The organism is Rahnella laticis, from assembly GCF_015644585.1.
In the GTDB taxonomy this organism is placed as follows: Bacteria; Pseudomonadota; Gammaproteobacteria; order Enterobacterales; family Enterobacteriaceae; genus Rahnella; species Rahnella laticis.
Genome location: NZ_JADOBI010000003.1, coordinates 30516 through 51034 on the forward strand (window position 1 = coordinate 30516; position 20519 = coordinate 51034).

The 20519-nt window shown below is 54.2% G+C and carries 18 protein-coding genes; 6 read left to right on the plus strand and 12 right to left on the minus strand.

Annotation, left to right across the window (positions count from 1 at the left end; genetic code table 11):
* Positions 1-179 precede the first annotated feature (179 nt).
* Positions 180-455 carry a YdgH/BhsA/McbA family protein gene (locus IV433_RS06435; RefSeq protein ID WP_195813946.1) on the minus strand — a complete coding sequence of 92 codons (276 nt, stop codon included), beginning with the start codon at positions 453-455 and terminating at the stop codon, positions 180-182.
* 428 nt (positions 456-883) lie between these two features.
* On the opposite strand from IV433_RS06435, the gene IV433_RS06440 reads away from it, so the two are divergent.
* Complete coding sequence (locus tag IV433_RS06440) at positions 884-1798, plus strand: DUF808 domain-containing protein (protein WP_195813945.1); 915 nt, start codon at positions 884-886, stop codon at positions 1796-1798.
* A gap of 51 nt (positions 1799-1849) precedes the next feature.
* Here IV433_RS06440 and IV433_RS06445 read toward each other — a convergent pair whose 3' ends face one another.
* Positions 1850-2617 (minus strand): class I SAM-dependent methyltransferase, encoded by a 768-nt coding sequence (locus IV433_RS06445; RefSeq protein WP_195813944.1) that lies wholly within the window; start codon positions 2615-2617, stop codon positions 1850-1852.
* 140 nt (positions 2618-2757) lie between these two features.
* Here IV433_RS06445 and IV433_RS06450 point away from each other — a divergent pair, with 140 nt between their 5' ends.
* The 3 genes from IV433_RS06450 to sseA all read left to right on the plus strand — a co-directional run bounded on the left by IV433_RS06450 (position 2758) and on the right by sseA (position 5110).
* Positions 2758-3549 (plus strand): helix-turn-helix transcriptional regulator, encoded by a 792-nt coding sequence (locus IV433_RS06450; RefSeq protein ID WP_195813943.1) that lies wholly within the window; start codon positions 2758-2760, stop codon positions 3547-3549.
* A gap of 132 nt (positions 3550-3681) precedes the next feature.
* Positions 3682-4230 (plus strand): GNAT family N-acetyltransferase, encoded by a 549-nt coding sequence (locus IV433_RS06455; RefSeq protein ID WP_195813942.1) that lies wholly within the window; start codon positions 3682-3684, stop codon positions 4228-4230.
* A gap of 34 nt (positions 4231-4264) precedes the next feature.
* Positions 4265-5110 (plus strand): 3-mercaptopyruvate sulfurtransferase, encoded by an 846-nt coding sequence (gene sseA, locus IV433_RS06460; protein WP_195813941.1) that lies wholly within the window; start codon positions 4265-4267, stop codon positions 5108-5110.
* 47 nt (positions 5111-5157) lie between these two features.
* Here sseA and IV433_RS06465 read toward each other — a convergent pair whose 3' ends face one another.
* The 6 genes from IV433_RS06465 to purL all read right to left on the minus strand — a co-directional run bounded on the left by IV433_RS06465 (position 5158) and on the right by purL (position 14160).
* Positions 5158-5955 carry a phosphate/phosphite/phosphonate ABC transporter substrate-binding protein gene (locus IV433_RS06465; protein WP_195813940.1) on the minus strand — a complete coding sequence of 266 codons (798 nt, stop codon included), beginning with the start codon at positions 5953-5955 and terminating at the stop codon, positions 5158-5160.
* Between the two features lie 15 nt (positions 5956-5970).
* The gene (locus IV433_RS06470) at positions 5971-6978 is read right to left on the minus strand and encodes a fatty acid desaturase (RefSeq protein WP_195813939.1); all 1008 of its coding nucleotides are present in this window, start codon (positions 6976-6978) and stop codon (positions 5971-5973) included.
* Between the two features lie 103 nt (positions 6979-7081).
* Complete coding sequence (gene agp, locus IV433_RS06475; RefSeq protein WP_195813938.1) at positions 7082-8383, minus strand: bifunctional glucose-1-phosphatase/inositol phosphatase; 1302 nt, start codon at positions 8381-8383, stop codon at positions 7082-7084.
* 173 nt (positions 8384-8556) lie between these two features.
* Positions 8557-9168: a lipid IV(A) palmitoyltransferase PagP gene (gene pagP / locus IV433_RS06480; RefSeq protein ID WP_195813937.1), complete on the minus strand. Its 612-nt coding sequence runs from the start codon at positions 9166-9168 to the stop codon at positions 8557-8559.
* 197 nt (positions 9169-9365) lie between these two features.
* Positions 9366-9989, minus strand: a complete 624-nt coding sequence (pagP, locus tag IV433_RS06485; RefSeq protein ID WP_195813992.1) for a lipid IV(A) palmitoyltransferase PagP — start codon at positions 9987-9989, stop codon at positions 9366-9368.
* Between the two features lie 277 nt (positions 9990-10266).
* The gene (purL, locus tag IV433_RS06490; protein ID WP_195813991.1) at positions 10267-14160 is read right to left on the minus strand and encodes a phosphoribosylformylglycinamidine synthase; all 3894 of its coding nucleotides are present in this window, start codon (positions 14158-14160) and stop codon (positions 10267-10269) included.
* Positions 14161-14435: 275 nt separating this feature from the next.
* Between purL and mltF the strand changes: the two genes are divergently transcribed.
* Positions 14436-15896, plus strand: a complete 1461-nt coding sequence (gene mltF, locus IV433_RS06495; protein ID WP_195813936.1) for a membrane-bound lytic murein transglycosylase MltF — start codon at positions 14436-14438, stop codon at positions 15894-15896.
* 20 nt (positions 15897-15916) lie between these two features.
* Here the strand turns inward: mltF and tadA are convergent, their stop codons facing one another.
* The 4 genes from tadA to murQ form a co-directional block, all read right to left on the minus strand.
* Positions 15917-16429, minus strand: coding sequence for a tRNA adenosine(34) deaminase TadA (gene tadA / locus IV433_RS06500; protein ID WP_195813935.1), 513 nt, complete (start codon positions 16427-16429; stop codon positions 15917-15919).
* A gap of 151 nt (positions 16430-16580) precedes the next feature.
* The gene (yfhb, locus tag IV433_RS06505) at positions 16581-17219 is read right to left on the minus strand and encodes a phosphatidylglycerophosphatase C (protein WP_195813934.1); all 639 of its coding nucleotides are present in this window, start codon (positions 17217-17219) and stop codon (positions 16581-16583) included.
* Between the two features lie 4 nt (positions 17220-17223).
* Positions 17224-18585 carry a PTS transporter subunit EIIC gene (locus IV433_RS06510; RefSeq protein WP_195813990.1) on the minus strand — a complete coding sequence of 454 codons (1362 nt, stop codon included), beginning with the start codon at positions 18583-18585 and terminating at the stop codon, positions 17224-17226.
* A gap of 21 nt (positions 18586-18606) precedes the next feature.
* Positions 18607-19512, minus strand: a complete 906-nt coding sequence (murQ, locus tag IV433_RS06515; RefSeq protein ID WP_195813933.1) for an N-acetylmuramic acid 6-phosphate etherase — start codon at positions 19510-19512, stop codon at positions 18607-18609.
* A gap of 142 nt (positions 19513-19654) precedes the next feature.
* Between murQ and IV433_RS06520 the strand changes: the two genes are divergently transcribed.
* A complete protein-coding gene (locus IV433_RS06520; RefSeq protein WP_195813932.1) occupies positions 19655-20503 on the plus strand; it encodes a MurR/RpiR family transcriptional regulator in 849 nt (282 codons plus the stop codon).
* The last annotated feature ends 16 nt before the right edge of the window (positions 20504-20519 follow it).

The following is a 20519-nucleotide window of genomic DNA, read 5'->3' on the forward strand; positions in this document are numbered from 1 at the left end:
AACGTCAGAAAGATTTAACTCAGAAAATTCACATGGGATGATTCTCAAAAATTACCGGAAATATCAGAGGTGGCACAAATAATAAAAAGGCCAATGTCAGGTGACATTGGCCTTCTCACACTTATTGACTCAATAACGTCTTAATAAAAAGTTTTCGTTATCAGCCGATAATTTTAATCTTATTTATACAGCTCAACGTTTGCACGGGTCAGGCTGGAATCACCGGGAGTACCGGCACCGACTACGCGGTAATGTGTCGCGCCTTTATCGCTGGCGATTTGGTTCAGCTGGTCATGCAGGCTGCCAGGGACTGTGCTTGATGCACTCACTGAAACCATACCCAGTGACTGGTAGTTACCACTTTGCGCCTGCATTTCAGAAATAGGCGTTGCGGCAAGTGCTGAGAATGAAGCGACGGTAATTACAGCTGCAGTGAACATAGGTAAGAGTTTCATAATACGCACCTTTCTTTCGTTAGTTTCGTTAATTAATGGAGCGGAAGCAATCCGTTGAATTAATTATCGGCGAATCAATGAAAGCGGACGTAATGCAACGTAAAGAAGTTTAACCATTGTGGTAAAAATAAGGAGAGAATGAAAGTAAACATTTCCTGCAGGATAACTGACCGAAAATCAAAGATATTTAATGGAGAAAGTATGGAGAGTTTTTAAAGTTATTTATAACCCGGACAACATTCGCACAAATCGACTCGAGAGTGCAATCACTGTTATGATTATTTTTTAGGGTTTTACCTGTCGCCGTGATCACCTGCACAGCCGGGGCGACAGAGGAACGGTTTTCGCGTGCGCGAAAGCTGATTTTAACAACAAAATTCCCCGGTATCTTCCCTGCGGAATGATGACCGGGACATAAGGGAGTGTTTATGGCGGGTGGCAGCCTTCTGGCCTTGATCGACGATATTGCATCCATACTTGATGATGTAGCCGCAATGAGTAAGGTCGCGGCAAAAAAAACAGCCAGTGTGTTGGGAGACGATCTGGCACTGAACGCGCAACAAGTTTCCGGTGTTAAAGCCGACCGGGAATTGCCGATTGTCTGGGCCGTGGCAAAAGGTTCGATGGTCAATAAGGCTATTCTGGTACCGCTGGCGCTGCTGATCAGCGCGTTCATTCCCTGGGCAATTACGCCGCTGCTGATGATTGGCGGTGCGTACTTATGTTATGAAGGCTTCGAGAAAGTCGCGCACAAACTGATGCCCGGCGATCATCACGAAGAGAAACCGGCCACACCGCAGGTAAAAGATGAGGCCGATGCCAAAAAACTGGAAAAAGAAAAAGTAAAAGGTGCCGTGCGTACCGATTTCATTCTTTCTGCTGAAATCATCGTGATCTCGCTGGGCATCGTATCATCTGCACCGTTCCTCAATCAGGTCACCGTTATGGTGCTGATTGCCGTCGCCATGACCGTCGGCGTTTACGGGCTGGTCGGCGCGATTGTCAAAATTGACGACGCCGGTTTGTATCTCAGCAAGCTTTCAGGTAAAAGCAGCGTAATGAATGGCGTACGCGCGTTTGGCCGCGTCATCGTGAACGCCGCCCCGTGGCTGATGAAAACACTTTCTGTCGTTGGCACAATCGCGATGTTCCTGGTGGGCGGCAGTATTATCAGCCACGGTTTGCCGTTTATGCACAGCCTGATTGAACCGCTGACTCACGGCCACGAAAGCTGGATCAACACGCTGATTACCGGCGCAACGGATTTAGTGGTCGGCCTTATCGTCGGCGCCGCCGTTCTGGCGCTGGTGATGCTCGGGCAGAAGATGTTCGGGAAGAAATAAGCATCACTTTCGCCCTCCCCTCACGGGAGGGCGAAAAACCTATCAGGCACTTTACCCCTTAGAAGCCACCAGCATCATAATGTCGCTGGTAAACGAACCGTCGGGCTGGATCTCAAAGTGGCGGACCACGTCATCTGACATCACTTTTTGTATTTCGCGGATAGCGACGGAGAAATGCTCCGGCGTGCGCATACGGGCAATCCAGCTGGTGAATTCCAGCGGCAGGCGGTCGGTGGTGACCTCACCGGCAATCAGCCCGGCACCGGATGCCATTTCCAGCCATTCGCCCGGAGAATAGTTGCGGACGTGCGAGGTATCGCGCAAAACCTCGACCGTTTGCAGATAAATATCCAGCAGCGGATGCCCCGGCGACACCACGTCCATCATGATAAATTTGCCGCCCGGTTTCAGCACTCGCGCCACTTCACGCAGCGCCTGCCCGACATCGTGCCAGTGGTGCGCGGAATACCGGCTGATGATGATATCCGCACTGGCGCTGGCGAACGGCAACGATTCTGCCACTCCCTGCTGAGTGGTGATATTTTCCAGCTGCTTATCTTTCGCGGCCTGCGCTACCACGTCCAGCATTTGCGCCGACAAATCATAGGCAATCACATTTTTTACGGCGCGCGCCGCAACAAAACTGGCGTGTCCTGCGCCGCAGCCCAGATCAATGACCTGCGCATCCGGGAATGGCGCCAGTAAAACGGCCAGACGCTGTAAATCCGCGCCCTGCGAGTGAACGGCGCTGGTCAGGTAATTTTGTGCCTGCGAACCAAATTGCTTATCAACCGCCTGACTGTGGGTATTTGTTGTCATTTTCATTGCTCCTGTTTGCCTTATTATTTTCGTCGAAACGCCGGTTTCAGATGACCTCAAAATCACTATAGGCATTGTTCTATACGGGTACAATATGAGCATTTATACTGGTATGAGTTACTTCCAGCCTGAGAAAAAATATGATTGATAACGCAGAGTCGCTCAGCGGCCCGGGAGCCTTAGGCGCCTTTTTACGCACACATCGCGAACGCGTCACGCCGGAAATGGTGGGCCTTCCCGGTTCTGCGCGGCGCAGAACCAGCGGGCTGCGGCGCGAGGAGCTGGCACAAATCAGCGGCATCAGCGCCACGTGGTATACCTGGATTGAACAGGGGCGCGATGTCTCGATTTCTGCCGCCACGCTGGACAGGCTGGCGAAATCCCTGCAAATGGAACCGGCCGCCCGCGAATATCTGTTCAGTCTGGCGTCGGTGAAAGATCCGCTTGCCGTGCCCCTGTCGGGCGCGCCGGATGACAGCCTGAAGAATTGCGTCAATCAGATCGCAGGCCCGGGCTATCTGCTCGACAGTTGCTGGAATGTGCTGGCGTGGAATCCCCCCGCAGGCGCGTTATTCAGCGGCTGGCTGGGAACGGTTGAACAGCCTAATCTGCTGGATTTTATGTTTCTGCATCCGCTTGCACGGCAGCTGGTACCCAACTGGGCAGAACGCGCTAAACGCGTGGTGGCAGAATTTCGTGCGGAAACCAGTCATTACGCGCATTCCGACGCCGTGCGTCAGAAAGTGATCAGCCTGCGCGGGCAAAGCAGCGAATTCAATCAGTGGTGGACGCAGCAGGAAGTGCTGGCGCGCGAAGGCGGCGCACGGCGTTTTAACCACCCGCTCAGCGGCGAAACGGGTTACCGGCAGCAAACGTTTTTCCCGGCGGGTTACGCTGATTGCAAACTGGTGATGCTGGTGCCGGAAAGCTGAATTGCACTGACGGACAGCCTGCTGTTTTTTCTCACTTATTTGATCTCTGCGCTAATTGACATCCAGCGGCCAGATATGTGAGGCTGATTTGATTGGTTTCATAGATGATTTCCGGCTTCCAGGACACCGTAGATGATGACACGCCAGATTTATCAGGACGAAAAGATTGAGATCCGCGCCGCAACCGAACTGGAAGCGATCACGCATTTTGCTGCCGTTCAGGCTTCCGTCGCCGAGATTGGTGAGTGGGAATCCTGGTGTACGGATAAATATTCGCTGGAAGACAGCCGGAAATATCTCACCGACAGCGAGCACAAACGTCATCGCGGCACAGAATTCAATTTCTGTCTGTTTGAACGTGCCAGCGGCAATCTGATTGGCAGCGTGGGCATCAACCGTATCAGTCAGGATTATAAGTTTTCTAATCTTGGCTACTGGATCCGCACCGGTTATACCGGTCAGGGCCTGGCCACGCTGGCGGTCAGGGCCACGGCGCAGTTCGCGTTTAAAGAGCTTGAACTGACGCGACTGGAAATCGTCGCGATGGACGGCAATGACCGCAGCCGCCGCGTCGCGGAAAAAGCAGGCGCGACGTCCGAAGGTTTGCACCGCAACCGGCTTTATTATCATGGTCAGCCGCGCGACGCCTGGATGTATTCCCTGATCCCCGGCGATCTCTGAGGCTGGCTCCACAAAAAAGATAAGGCAACAGAACATGACTTTCTCTACCCATACCGTTTCTACCGACTGGCTGGCGAAGAATCTGAATTCACCGGACGTGGTCATTATCGATTGCCGTAAATCGAAACCGGGCATTACTCCGCCGATTGATTTTCATGGCAAATATATTGAGGCGCACATTCCCGGCGCTATTTACGTTGAAGTTGACAGTATTTCCGACTGCACTACCGGCCTGCCGCATATGATGCCGACGGCGGAAGAATTCTCCGCGTCGATGAGCCGTCTTGGCGTGGCCGACACGCAAACCATCGTGCTTTACGATGAAGGGGATTTGTTCTCCGCGCCGCGTGTCTGGTGGATGCTGACCAGTTTCGGCGCGAAAAGCGTGCGCGTGCTCGATGGCGGGCTGAATGCCTGGATTGCTGAAGGTAAACCCGTTCAGAGCGGCGAACACACCCGTGTGCCGTCGACGTTCAATGCCCGGCTGGTGCGCCCGGTCGTCGCCAGCGCGCAGCAGGTGAAAGATGCCATCGGGAAGGTACAGATTATCGATGCACGCTCGCAGGCGCGTTTCAAAGCCGAAGCGCCGGAACCACGTCCGGGGCTGCACGGCGGACATATTCCGCAGAGCCTCAGCGTGCCGTTTACCGAGCTGACGCAGGAAGGCCACATGAAATCGCCACAGGAGCTGAAAGCGACGTTTGAACGGTTGGGCGTGGATCTGAATAAGCCGGTGATCACCAGCTGCGGTTCCGGCGTTACCGCCGCAGCGCTGGCTTTCGGGCTGGACGCGCTGGGCGTGAAAGATGTGCTGTTGTACGACGGTTCATGGGCCGAATGGGGCGACGTGAACGAAGATTTCCCGATAGAAACACACTGATTATCCGCGGATCTGACAGACAAAACCGGACGCTGAAGTCCGGTTTTTTAGCTGACAGATTCCGGCATCAGCTCACGCACGCCAAACTCCTCAGCAATTCTTTTCATCTGCCGGATCACTTCATACGCCGGTCGCGGCACTTCGGTAAACGATTCGATCAGCAACGGTTTACTCACCGCTTCGCGGGAAACTTCATGCAATGCCTGTCTCAGCATCGCCAGATGTTCTGGGGATGTTTGCGCGGAAGTGATCAGCGGAAGTCCCGGCACGGCAGCCGTTTGCCCGACGACAACCAGCCCGCTGATCCGTTCCGGATCGGTGCGGCGCAGCAGTTCGAGCGTTACGCAGTCAATCGCCGCAATGTCGGCCTTATGATGCTGCACGTACAGAAGTGATTCGAGATGGCTGCCGGTTGCCAGCGCCCCGGAGAAGAATTTTCCGTTTTCGGCCAGCGGCGCAACCAGTGCTCGCAGGCTGTTGTAGCCTGACTGTGAATCGGTGCTGTTGAAAGCCAGCCTGCGATGGCGAAAGCTGGTCAGATGTAAGCCGCTGTGTTCTTCACGCGCCAGCAGAAAACTGCGGTAACGGAAACCATCACAGCCGGGCGCACGGTAACTGAATGTGCCGACCAGCTGCACCTCCGGCAGGCTTTCCACCAGCGGGAAACCGCAGGTCTGGCTCAGCAACAAATCTTTATTCTGCCAGTGCGCCAGCAAATCCTTCGGCCAGCTCAGTGAAACCGGCAGTGGTTTCATGCCCAGCCGCTTGAGTTTGCCCAGTAACGCAACGGTGAAAATTTCCACGTCCAGCGGGGAAATGGCGTACATCGGTAAAGACATCAGCATGATCTGGCAGCTCCGTCAGGGGGTGTCCTGCTGATAATCATAGTCGCTGTGACCGTTTTCTGCTGCCGGATCTCCCGCAGCAAACGGATGCATTTCCACCGCGACCGGCGCGCGCGTATGCTGCCAGAACCACTCGCGGTAACCTTTTACGACAAACCCTTCGCTGCGCCGGATATACGCATCGCGGTCGGCAAAATATACCTGCCTCAGCGCAAACCACGGCACGCCCGGCAAATCGTGATGCACCAGATGATAGTTGAGATTCAGAAACAGCAGACGCCAGACAAAACCGGCTTCGTTGAGCGTGGAACGTGCTTCAGGTGAGTGTTCAGCGCGATGCTCATAGAACGAGCGCACTTTCGTCAGGCTCAGTGCCGGATAGCTGATGGCCAGCACAAACCAGCCCGGAGATAACCCCTGCCGCGCCATCCAGACCAGCAACAGCGCCAGCAAAATTCCGTGAACCAGCCACATCGCGACGGTACGCCATTCACCGCGAAAAACGGCCTGCAGCGCGCCGGTCAGCGTGCTGAAAATATCCAGCAGCGGGCCGAGTATCATCCGGCCAGGCAAGGTATTGCGCAGACGGACAACGGCCATCATCGCAGGCGTCAGGCTTTCCCAGCTTCTGCGGCTGAAATAATAGGCTTCGGGATCGTCACCGGGGATCGTCAGATGTTCATTGTTGTGATGCTGCAAATGCGTGTCGCGGTAAAGTCCGTAGGGATACCAGACCGCCAGCGGCAAGGTGCCGAGCAGCTGGTTCAGCCAGGTTTTACGTGTGGGATGGCCGTGAATAAGTTCGTGTTGCAGCGACATATACCAGGCGGTAAACCCGATGAGCAAAGGCGTACCGAGCCACGGACCGAGGCTGTTCCAGAAGAACACCACAGAAAACCAGCCGCCGTAAATGGCGAAAATCAGGCACCACGTCGGTATTTCCAGCCGCCACCAAAGGCTGCGGGAACGCGCTTTAATTTCGCCCCGTTGCTGCGGGCTGAGATAGAAAGAAGAGGACGCCATAATGTGCCGGAGTAAGAAAACTTCGGCACATTATCGGATGACAGTTTGCTGCCGCTAACTAACTTAAAACACTATCTATTGCCAGTTAGCGGCTAAGGCCGGTTCAGCCCTGCAAATCTTTCTGTACGGCCTGAGTGAACTGTTCCATCGGGCAGAAGCCCTGCTTATCAACTTTACAGCCGTCGATTTGCAACGTGACACGCTCAGGAGGATTTTTCAGGCTCAGGGCAACGTTGTTGCGGATCTGACGCGCTGTCGGATAAACGTATTCGATCTTCATCAGATCTTTATCCGCTTTCTTGTCATGCCAGCGCTGGAAGACCACCGTGCCGCTGATTGGCGTGCGTTCAAATTGCCCCGGCAGGGTGTAATCCTGCGTTTTCAGTGCCGCAAGCAATGAAGCGATGTTCGAGTCATGCCCGACCAGCAGAGCCAGTTTTGCCTGCTGTGCAGCTTTTTCATCCGCGGTCGAAGCCTGTTTCGGATCAAGCGCGCCGGAGATGAACGTCAGTAAAGGCTTAGCGGCATTGGCAGCAATCGCCGGAGAGCCAAACAGCGTTTCGTGATACAGATTTTTGATGGTTTCCAGTTTCGTCCACTGATCGTCTGTGCTGATTTTCCCCCACGCCACGTCCTTCATCGGGAAACCTTCGTAATATTGCAGCATGAATGCATCTGCCGCGCCGGTTGCCATACGCAACGGCCCGGTAATGCCCGGTTCTTTACCCTGCGTCAGCACCACATCCGAAGGCTGAGACGCCAGATCGCATTGCTGTTTCTCTTTGCAGATTTTGCTGTTTTTATAATCGAGAATATTTTCGAGCAACGCATAGTTCGGCTTCAGACGCTGATTCAGGCCTGGCAAACCGCCTTCGCCCGCGTGCTGGCTGATGGAGTTCAGCGCACTGGTTTTAAAGCTGTCATTCACTTCGGCGGTAATGACCGGGTTGAATACCGGATCCATTTTGCCAATTTCTACACGGTTGATGACCGGCACATCACAGCCGGGAAATGCGCCGGTGGTGATATGTTTCGCGGTATCAATCGTGCGCGGCAGGCTGTTGGCATAGGCGAAAACCTGCTGAGTTTCCGGGCAACCCGCAGCAGGCAGAAGCTTATCTTTCGCCAGCCATGCGCGAAGGTAATGCCCCATATGCCCGGAGATCTGGCCGCCTTTCGGGGTCAGTAATCCCCCTTCTGTTTTCCAGACCGGCCAGGTGTGCGTGGTGGATTCCGCCAGGACATCACCATAATTCACCAGCGGCGCACGGATGCCGTGACGGCTGAGAACCAGTACCTGTTGCAGTTCCAGGTTATCGGATTGTGCGGCCTGAGCGGCGGGCAGTGAGAGTGGCAATAAGCAGGCAAGTGCGGTTAAAGCGAGATAACGCGACGTTGTTTTCACGAGTGATCCTCTTTATGAATATTCCCTGAAATAGAAAAGCACCGCACTCATTCTGCGTTCAACAGATTGATAAGTGCGGTGAATTTTCAGCATAGGTGAATATTGAGAAAAAGAGGGAGATCGTGCTCACAACCCCGGCCTGCATTGTCACAAAAGTGTAACAATGCAGAGCGTCAGAACTGATACCTCAGCCAGGCAAAGAACACATTCCCGTTGTTGTAGGTTCCCGGAATATACGTGGCCTGGAAAGTCAGCTTGTTATAACCGATGGAGGCCAGCGGTAAAACGATAGGAATAGGAATATATTTATAGTCATCACGCGCCGTCACGGCGGCGGTATAACCCAGACCTAAACGGAAATCTTTATCCTGCGCAGGTGTCCATATTTTCTCCCAGCCATAACCGCCGATCGGTTCCCATTTATTATGCGAGTCTTTAAACGCCATAAAATAAATGCCGTTCCAGTTTCCTTTATCATCATAGCGGGAAATACCGTAACCGCCGCCCCAGGGACGCTCGTTATATTTGTCAGTCTTCTCTTTATCGTAGGTCAGCCGGTTGTGCCAGGTAATAACCGGCAGATACAAATCCTGAGAATCAGAGTCATTCCAGGTGGTGGAGACCTTGTCTTTAAAATCGGACCAGACATTGGCTGCCAGCGACTTGTACTCGACGGTATCCGGATCGCTGACCGGATGTATTCCACTGTTGTTGGCCCACAGGTTTGGGCTAAAAATTACAAATACTAATAAACCAACATCCCTGAGATTTTTCTTATTTATCATATTCAACTTCACTCCTTATCGAAGCAATATCATAAACAAAGCATAAGAAAATATGTTAAACAGGGTTGTAACAAAAAACGTTTAGAATCTTAATTCCCTGAAAGTTAAGGGGTGGAGGCTTAAATTATCAGAATAGTCTGTAATACTTCTGACGGTTCTAAATTTAACAAAGGTATTTATTAAGTAAAGAAAGTCAGTTAAAACTGAAAACGGAACCAGCCAAACAGAACATTGCCTTTCGTATTCGTCCCCGGCACGTAGGTCGCCTGGAAGGTCACCCGCGAATATCCTGCAGAGACCAGCGGCAGCACCATAGGGAAAGGCACGTAATCATAGTTGTCACGAGCAGAAATGGCAGCAATGTAACCGGCTCCCAGGCGAAATGCCTGATCGCTGAAAGGCTGCCATATCTTTTCATATCCATAGCCGGCAACGGGTTCCCAATGATTAAAGGAATCTTTAAACGCCATTGCATAAAGCGCGTGCCAGTTTCCTTTATCGTCATAACGTGAAACGCCGTAACCGCCTCCCCACGGATGTTCATTATATCCGTCAATTTGTTTTTTACTGTGCGTGTGACGATTATGGCGGGTTAATACCGGAATAAAGAGATCTTGCTGTTGAGGTTCATTCCAGGTTTCAGCGATATTATTTTTAAATGAAGACCACAGCCCGTCATTATTATCCTGTTCAGTGGAAACCTGCGTTTGTGGAGGAATAATATTTTCTTCAGCCTGAGCATATTTAACGACTGATAATGGGAAAGTAAAAATTGAAATAATTAATGCTGCACGAATAATTGCTATCCGGGTATTTTTCATTGGCATAATCGCCCTGTTGAATTGACCGGGCAATCATATAACTTAATCCATATATAACTACTTAATCATCAATGTAGCAAACATACATAATTCGGATTATTTTTATATAAAGATTGAAAAACAATCAGTTGCAAACTTCACGACATCCTGTGGCAGAAACATAATCTTACAGATAACGTATCCGGCTGAATTTGTCACCGGACATTGCTTATTAAAGCACAAGAAAAATCCGCAGGCTTTCGCACTGCGGATTTTTATTACTGCGGCTATTTAACGCTTAGCCCAACTGTTTACGCGCGTTACGGAACATGCGCATCCAAGGGCTGTCTTCGCCCCACTCTTCCGGATGCCATGAGTTGCTGACGGTACGGAAGACACGCTCAGGGTGCGGCATCATGACGGTGACGCGGCCCGAAAGGTTGGTGACAGCGGTGATGCCGTTCGGGGAACCGTTCGGGTTGGCCGGATAGTTTTCAGTCGCCTGACCGTTGTTGTCGACAAAACGCAGCGCCACCAGATTGCTGTGTTCTATCTGCGCCAGATGCGCCGCATCGCGCACTTCCACATGGCCTTCGCCGTGCGAAACAGCGATTGGCATACGTGAACCGGCCATGCCCTGCATGAACATTGACGGGCTGGCGGTCACTTCAACCAGGCTGAAACGCGCTTCAAAACGGTCAGACAGGTTGCGCACAAAGCGCGGCCAGTGTTCTGCGCCCGGGATCAGCTCTTTCAGGTTCGACATCATCTGGCAGCCGTTACACACGCCCAGCGCCAGAGTTTGCGGACGGTGGAAGAATTCAGCAAACTCTTCACGCACGCGGTCGTTAAACAGGACAGACTTCGCCCAGCCTTCGCCCGCGCCCAGCACGTCGCCGTAAGAGAATCCGCCGCACGCGACCAGCGTATGGAAGTCCTGCAAATCACGGCGACCGGCCAGCAAATCGCTCATATGCACATCAACCGCATCGAAACCGGCGCGATGGAAAGCGGCCGCCATTTCAACGTGGGAGTTCACTCCCTGCTCACGCAGAACGGCCACTTTCGGACGCGCACCTTTCGCAATGTAAGGTGCCGCCACGTCTTCGTCCGGCGCAAAATTCAGTTTCACGTTCAGGCCAGGATCAAGATCGTTGGTTTTAGCCTGATGTTCCTGATCGGCACATTCCGGGTTATCGCGCAGGCGCTGCATCTGCCAGGTGGTTTCTGCCCACCAGGTACGCAGCGTCGTGCGGCTTTCGCTGTACACCGGCTTATCGCCCTGCGTGATGATGAAACGGTCACCGGTTTCAGCCATACCAAGGTAATGCGTGCAATCTGCCAGACCAAACTGTGCCAGCGTATTTTCGACGGCTTCACGGTCAGAAGCGCGAACCTGAATCACTGCACCCAGTTCTTCGTTAAACAGCGCCGCCAAAGAATCGTTGCCCAGAGCGGCGATATCCGCCGTCAGGCCGCAGTGACCGGCAAAGGCCATTTCCGCCAGCGTGACCAGCAAACCACCGTCGGAACGGTCATGGTAGGCCAGCAGTTTCTGTTCAGAAACCAGCGCCTGCATGGCGTTGAAGAAGCCGCCGAGCTGTTCAGCACTGCGCACATCCGCTGGCGTGTTGCCGAGCTGACGATAAACCTGCGCCAGCGCCGTCGCGCCCAGTGCGTTGTGACCGGCACCCAGATCCACCAGCAGCAATGCGGTGTCGCCTTTATCGGTGCGCAGTTGTGGCGTCACGGTATGACGCACGTCTTCGACGCGGGCAAATGCCGTGATGACCAGAGACAACGGTGAAGTCATCTCGCGTTGTTCGTTGCCTTCCTGCCAGCGGGTTTTCATCGACATGGAGTCTTTGCCCACAGGAATGGTAATGCCCAGCGCCGGGCAGAGCTCTTCGCCGACCGCTTTCACCGCTGCATACAAACCGGCATCTTCGCCCGGGTGACCGGCCGCAGACATCCAGTTAGCAGAAAGCTTAACGCGTTTCAGGCTGCCGATTTCGACCGCGGCCAGGTTAGTCAGTGCTTCACCGACGGCCATGCGGCCGGAAGCGGCAAAGTCCAGCAAGGCGATTGGCGCACGTTCGCCCAGAGACATCGCTTCGCCGTGATAGCTGTCGAGGCTGGCGATAGTGACCGCGCAGTCAGCCACCGGGATCTGCCACGGCCCTACCATCTGATCGCGTGCCACCATACCGGTCACGGTGCGGTCACCGATGGTGATCAGGAAGGTTTTCTCCGCCACAGCAGGCAGATGCAGAACGCGGTTTACCGCTTCGGCAATCTGAATATTTTCACCGTTGAGATCGTCGCCCTTCGCTTTCAGCGTGGTGACGTCACGGGTCATTTTCGGGGTTTTACCCAGCAGTACGTCCAGCGGCATATCAATCGGCTGGTTGTCGAAATGGCTGTCTTCCAGAGACAGATGCATTTCTTCTGTGGCTTCACCGATCACCGCGTAAGGCGCGCGCTCACGTTTACAGATGGCATCGAACTGCGCCAGCTGATCCGGTGCAACCGCCATCACGTAACGTTCCTGCGATTCGTTACACCAGACTTCCAGCGGGCTCATGCCCGGTTCGTCGTTCAGGATGTCACGCAGCTGGAAGCGGCCGCCACGGTTGCCGTCGCTGACCAGTTCCGGCATCGCGTTGGATAAACCGCCTGCGCCCACGTCATGGATAAACAAAATCGGGTTGGCTTGACCGAGCTGCCAGCAGCGGTCGATCACTTCCTGGCAACGGCGTTCCATTTCCGGGTTGTCGCGCTGTACGGAAGCAAAATCCAGATCCGCGTCAGACTGGCCGGAGGCCATTGAAGAAGCCGCACCGCCACCCAGGCCGATATTCATCGCCGGGCCGCCGAGCACAATCAGTTTCGCGCCAACGGTGATTTCACCTTTCTGCACGTGATCAGCACGAATGTTGCCGATACCGCCCGCCAGCATGATCGGTTTGTGATAACCGCGCAGCTCAGGGCCATTGTGGCTGTTGACGTTTTCTTCGTAAGTACGGAAGTAGCCCAGCAGCGCCGGACGACCAAATTCGTTGTTGAAGGCTGCGCCGCCCAGCGGGCCGTCAGTCATAATATCCAGCGCGGTAACGATACGATCCGGCTTACCGAAATCTTCTTCCCACGGCTGCTCGAAGCCCGGAATACGCAGGTTAGAAACGGAGAAACCGACCAGACCGGCTTTCGGTTTTGCACCGCGACCTGTTGCGCCTTCGTCACGGATTTCGCCGCCGGAACCTGTCGCTGCACCCGGCCACGGAGAGATCGCCGTCGGGTGGTTATGGGTTTCAACCTTCATCAGGATATGCGCCTGCTCCTGATGGAAATCATACAGACCGTCTTTCGCATCGGCGTAGAAACGGCCGACCTGCGAACCTTCCATCACGGCAGCGTTATCTTTGTACGCAGAAAGCACGTGATCAGGCGTCTGTTCAAAGGTGTTTTTGATCATCTTGAACAGGGATTTCGGCTGCGTTTCGCCGTCGATAATCCAGTCAGCGTTGAAGATTTTATGGCGGCAATGCTCTGAGTTTGCCTGTGCGAACATATACAGTTCGATGTCAGTCGGGTTGCGCCCCAACGACGTAAAGGCTTCCATCAGGTAATCAATTTCGTCCTGCGCCAGCGCCAGACCCAGCTTGGTGTTGGCGGTTTCCAGCGCGATACGGCCTTCGCCGAGAATATCGACATGCTGAACCGGTGCAGGCTGTTGTTGCGCGAACAGCGCGCTGGCGTCTTCGAGCTTGCCAAAGACGGTTTCCATCATGCGATCATGCAGCAATGCGCCCAGCTGCGACCATTGTGCTTCGGTCAGTTCAGGAGCCTGAACGTAAAACGCCAGACCGCGCTCAAGGCGAAGAACCTGAGATAAACCGCAGTTGTGTGCAATATCTGTCGCCTTGGAAGACCACGGAGAAATGGTGCCAGGGCGCGGGGTAACCAGCAGTAAACGACCTGTTGGCGCGTGTTCAGCGAGAGAAGGACCGTATTTCAGGAGGCGTTGCAGCTTGGTTTGTTCGTCCGAATTCAGCGGCGCGCTGACATCGGCAAAATGTACATATTCGGCGTAGATATCATTGACCGGAAGGCGTGCTTCCTGACAGCGGGATAATAATTTGTTAATGCGAAAAGCCGACAAAGCGGGCGAACCACGCAGTATTTCCATAATCACAGATCTCTCGTCTTCGAAGACACTGACCACAGTGCTTCATTGGGCGCAACAGGGGGAAAACGCGGGCTATTATAAAGAAAGCTGACGGCATACGAAACCGTTTGCGTCTGGAATATTGATATTCATTTATAACCTTGTAAAGATTGAGGTTAATATGAATAAAGTTGCAGACTGCCGTTTTGTTGAGCAAAATGCGTCAGCACTGGGGATATAACCATAGAAACTGCACAGCACATCGTAAAAAAACAAGAGCGCCGCAGCGAGATAACTATTTGACGCGACTAAAAATTAACTATGTTCTGATGGGGATTGCCGCCCTGTTGCTGGCGCTGGCCTTATGGCCTGCCGTCCCGTGGCACAGAGGCGAAGGCGACCAGTTGGATCAGATAAAATCCCGTGGAGAATTGCGCGTAAGCACGCTCAATTCTCCACTGACTTTTATGGACTCCCCGGAAGGAAATCTCGGCTTCGATTACGAACTGGCTAAACGCTTCGCAGATTATCTGGGCGTAAAGCTGGTCGTGAATCAGCACACCACGATCGAGTCCATGTTCGACGATCTGGACAACAATAAAACCGACATGCTGGCTTCCGGGCTGGTGTACAACAATGCGCGCCTGAAAAACTACCGTGCCGGGCCGGAATACTATTCCGTTTCTCAGCAACTGGTTTACCGGCAGGGAGCCGCGCGCCCGAAAAGCTTCGCGGATGTGAAAGGTACGCTGGTGGTTTCCGCCGGCAGTGCACACATCCTGACGCTGGAAGCCGCCGCCAAAAAATACCCCAATCTGACGTGGACCACGACGGACAAGCTCTCGCCGCGCGATCTGCTGCAACAAGTTGAGAACGGCAAACTGGATTACACGCTGGGGGATTCCGTCACCATCGCCCTGATGCAGCGCGTTTACCCGCGTCTGGCCGTGGCCTTTGATGCCACGGAAGATGAGCCGGTGACCTGGTATTACCGCAAGGAGCCGGATGACGACAGCCTTTCCGCGGCGATGCTGGACTTTTTCAGCCAGATTTCCGAAGACGGTACGCTGGAGAAGCTTGAGGAGAAATATCTCGGGCACGTCGGCGATTTTGATTATGTCGATACGAGAACGTTCCTGAACGCCATCGACAGTACGCTGCCGGTGTTACAACCGCTTTTTGAGAAATACGCCGATAAAATTGACTGGCGGCTGCTGGCGGCGATTGCCTATCAGGAATCCCATTGGGATCCACAGGCAAAATCTCCGACCGGCGTACGCGGCGTGATGATGCTGACCCGAACCACGGCGGATGGCCTGAATGTGGATGACCGGACCGATGCTGAGCAAAGTATTCGCGGAGGCGCGCTGTATCTGTCGCACCTGATGGATAAGATGCCTGAATCGATTCCTGAAGATGAACGGATCTGGTTTGCGCTGGCGGCGTACAACATGGGTTACAGCCACATGCTCGACGCCCGTAAGCTGACCGCGCAGCAAAAAGCCAATCCGGACAGCTGGGCCGATGTGAAACAGCGTCTGCCAATGCTTAACCAGAAGCGCTATTTCAGCCGTACAACGTATGGCTACGCGCGCGGCACGCAGGCGTACAACTATGTGGAAAACATCCGCCGGTATCAGCTCAGTCTGGTCGGGTATCTGATGGAAAAAGAGAAGCAACAGGCGCAGAAAGCGGCGTTGCAGGCTCAGCTGGGCCAGGGTTATCCGGTCGTGGACGCGAAAGAAGCCCTGGCGCCGTAGGATTTATAGCGGTGAACGGCTTATTCTTCATAGGTGTTTCCGGCTTGCGCAGCGCGCTCTGCCAGCCGCAGTGCTTTTTTCTGGCTGCGGCGTAAACGAAAGAACGCGCTCAGCTGTTCTGAACATTCTTCCGCTAAAACGCCCGGCACAATTTCCACCTGATGATTCATGCCCGGATGGCGCAAAACGTCCAGCAGGGAACCGGCGGCACCGGTTTTGGCATCCGCTGCGCCATACACCACGCGACGGATACGGCTGTGGATCATCGCCCCTGCGCACATCACGCAAGGTTCAAGCGTGACGTACAGCGTGGCGTCCAGCAGACGGTAGTTTTGTACGGCACTTCCGCCGAGGCGCAGCGCCATAATTTCCGCATGCGCAGTCGGATCATGATGCCCGATAGACCGGTTCCAGCCTTCGCCAATCACCTGGTTGTCCAAAACCAGCACTGCGCCCACCGGCACTTCGCCTTCATCCTGCGCTTTCAGCGCCAGATTCATGGCATATCGTATCCAGTGTTCGTGTTCTTTCATTTCTGCTAACCCGTTACCCAACTCTGCGTCCGACACTTCAACCTCAATCTCTTTTTAGCGGCCAGCAGTATACCTGCGTCATCCCAATGCAAACAGGCCGGAAACCGGCCTGTTTTAGAATGATAGTTAAGACGAAGGTCCGGCGGCGGAATTATTCCAGTTGCTGGAGTTCACCCTGCTTACTGACGCGAAAGCGGTGCTCGCAGAAAAATAGCAGCGGGTTGTCCTGTTTGCTGTCGCTGTAGCCACTGTAAAGTTTCAGCGGAGAACCGATGCGACGTTCAAGCTGAACCACTTTCTCCTCACCCAGGCAGCGCAGAGGCAGCACCCAGCCGCCTTTACCGCGCGCAATGCGGCTACCCACCAGACGCACCTGCGGCAGAAACAGCGACGCGTTATACACCTGCTGAACCAGATTTTCCGGCGAACCGGTGATCAGCCACACTTCGGTATCATCGCTGTCGAGGTATTCACGCAACCGCCGCTGTACGACCGGGAACTCCACCACTTTGTGGCGAAACGCGGTGACAAACTGCAATTCCAGCGCTTTAAGCCGGGCTTCGCTGTGACCAAAAGTGATCGACCAGAGCAGTAAACTCATCGGCCAGCGCGCGGCCCGCCCGTGCATCAGCAATCCAATCGCCACCAGCGGCAAGACCGGGATCACCAGAATCAGGTTCTGCGGCATCCGCCGGAGCAAAAACCGCAAAAAACTCCCGAACATGTCCTGCTGGTGCAGCGTTCCATCAAGATCAAAAAACACGACCCGTCGATCAGGCTTCGTACTCAATCCGTTACTCCTCGGGATCGTTGAACCCCATCAGCCAGGTAAAAATAAAACCAGCCAATACCGTAATGACTAAACCGGCGAGATACAACATGACTTTGCCGGAAATAATGGTCAGCGCCAGCGGCAATCCGGAAATACCAAAAGTGATCACCGTCGCGACTTTCCAGTAACAGATTAGCGCACCGCCGACCGCGCCGCCTAAACAGGCACCGATAAAAGGCCGTCCCAGCGGCAATGTCACCCCGAAAATCAGCGGTTCGCCGATACCTAAAATACCGACCGGCAGCGCGCCTTTAATCACTTTTTTCAGCCGCGCATTGCGGGTTTTCATGTATACCGCCATCGCCGCGCCAACCTGCCCGACGCCTGCCATCGCCAGAATAGGCAGTAACGGGTTAGAACCGTGCGCCTGAATCAGCTCAACGTGGATCGGCACCAGCCCCTGATGTAACCCCGACAATACCAGCGGCAGGAAAGCGCCCGCCAGCACTGCGCCGACCAGCAAACCGCCTTTATCTATCGCGATATTAACGCCGTGCGCGATGCCGTCAGAAATGAAACCGCCGATCGGTTGCAGGATGACAATAGCCAGCGTGGCGGTAATCAGCGTGGTAATCAGCGGATTCAGGATCAGCTCCACCGATTCCGGCAGTAAATTACGCAGCCGTTTTTCAAGCCAGCACATCAGGGCTACCACTAAAAGCACGGCGATTACCCCGCCGCGTCCCGGCTGCAACGTTTCGCCAAACAGCGTAATTTGCGCCAGCGCCGGGCTGGAAAGAATGCCGGCCATTACGCCGCCCATCGCCTGTGAACCGCCGAAAACGCGCGCCGCATTCACGCCCACGAGAATATTCATGATGGCGAAAACCGCGCCGCCAAAAATCGCTAACAGCCCGAGAATATTCGGGAAATCCGTGGCAATGGAACCAGCAATATCTGGCCGCTTGAGCAGGTTGATAATGCCCATGATCAGCCCTGACGCGATAAAGGCCGGGATCAGCGGGATAAAGACATCAGCCAGTTTGCGCAGCGCCCCGCTCATCGGCGCGGAGTATTTGGCTTTCGCGCTGGCTTTGTTACGCGCGATATCATTCTGAACCGGCGCATCGGTGGTTCTGAGCAATGCGCGCATGGCATCCACGACTTTCGCCGCCGCACCCGGCCCGACGATAAACTGATGCTGATCGCCCTGCTTGAGGTAGCCTTTAATGCCTTCCAGCGTTTTCAGGCGGGTCAGATCCAGACGCGCGTCGTCATGCACTTCCACACGTACGCGGGTCATGCAGTTTTCCAGTTTACTGATATTTCCTTCACCGCCGACACCCTGCAAAATCTGTGAAGCTAAGAGATTCGTTTTATCCATCGCCATGCTTTTCTCTCCGTATTATTCCGCCAGAGCAGCGCGCAGGAATCCATTATGGTGACTCAGGCGTGCCTTCGCTGCGGACGCATCAATACCTGCCAGCAGCATCAGGATGGCCGGTTTAACGTCGAAATCGGTTTGCGATAATGCCTGTTCAGCGTCTGCGCGCGAGGCTCCGGTGGCTTCCACCACAATGCGGCAGGCGCGGTCGACGAGCTTCACGTTGGTAGCTTTTACATCGACCATCAGGTTCTGGTAAACCTTGCCGGTTTTGACCATCGCGCCGGTCGAAATCATATTCAGCACCAGTTTTTGCGCCGTGCCGGATTTCAGACGGGTCGAACCGGTCAGGGCTTCCGGACCAACCACCGGTGAAATTTCGATGTTTGCCTCGCGGGCAATCGGGGAATCCGGGTTACAGGAAATGGCGACCGTCGCGCATCCCAGTTCCGTTGCGTAGCGCAGTGCGCCGATGACGTAAGGCGTGCGGCCGCTGGCAGCAAGCCCGACGACGGTATCTTTGTCCGTCAGGTTGAGGTTTTTTAAATCTTCAACGCCCAGCGTTTCGCTGTCTTCCGCGCCTTCCACGGCTTTCAGCATCGCGCCAGGGCCGCCGGCAATCAGCCCGACTACCATCCCGTGCGGCACGCCAAAAGTCGGCGGACATTCAGATGCATCGAGAACGCCGAGGCGGCCACTGGTTCCGGCACCGAGATAAATCAACCGGCCACCGGCTTTAAAAGAGGCCGCCGCGCTGTCTACCGCTTTCGCAATTTCCGGTAAAACTTTCTGAATCGCCTCCGGCACTTTACGATCCTGCTGGTTGAAGCAGGTCACCAGCTCAAGCGTGGACATCTCATCCAGATTCATGGTTTCCGGGTTACGTGTTTCTGAAACGAGGGTTCCCAGGTTAGCGTTATGGCTCATGATGTTCTCCTGAATATTTAATTCAAATTAGTTACGTGATATTTGAATATTTTATTCATCATTGCGAGGAATATTTGCTATTTTAGATAACATAATCCGTAAAACGTGATGTCAGTATTCAGAGAGGCTGGGAAAAACCACCATGAGCTGCATGATCCGCATCCGCCAGCTTTACCCGACACTGGCACAAAATGACCGAAAACTGGCTGACTTTTTACTGGCGCAGCCGGAACTGGCGCGCCATCTGAGTTCACAAAAACTGGCTGAAATGGCCGGCGTCAGCCAGTCCGGCGTGGTGAAATTCGCTCAGAAGCTGGGCTACAAAGGCTTCCCCGCGCTGAAACTGGCCATGAGTGAATCGCTGGCATCCCCCAATAACAGTGAGCCGGTTACCGTCCATAATCAGATTCTGAGTACGGACAGCCTGCACGTTGTCGGGGAAAAGCTGCTGGCCGAAAAGCAGTCTGCGCTGCGTGCCACGCTGGATATCAACAGCGAGCCGCGTCTGCAAATTGCCCTTTCGATGCTGACAGATGCCAGAAAAATTGTGCTGACGGGCATCGGCGCGTCAGGGCTGGTCGCGAGAGATCTGGCGTATAAATTGCTGAAAATCGGCGTCACGGCCATCGCGGAATCCGATACGCACGTGCTGATTGCCACCGTTCAGGCACTGTCAAAAGACGATTTATTGCTGGCGATTTCTTCCAGCGGTGAGCGCAGTGAAATCAATCTGGCGGCACGGGTGGCGAAAGAGAGCGGCGCAAAAGTGCTGGCACTGACCGGCTTCTCGCCAAATTCATTACAGCAGCAGGCTGACCATTGCCTGTATACGGTCGCCGAATTGCCGGCAACGCGCGGCGCGGCTCTCTCGGCCACTACGGCGCAATCTTCCCTGACGGATTTACTGTTTGTTGCGCTGGTTCAGCAAGATACAGAGCATGCGCCGGAACGGATCCGCCACAGCGAAGAGCTGGTGAAAAAGCTGGTTTGATCAGGATCATTTGAGG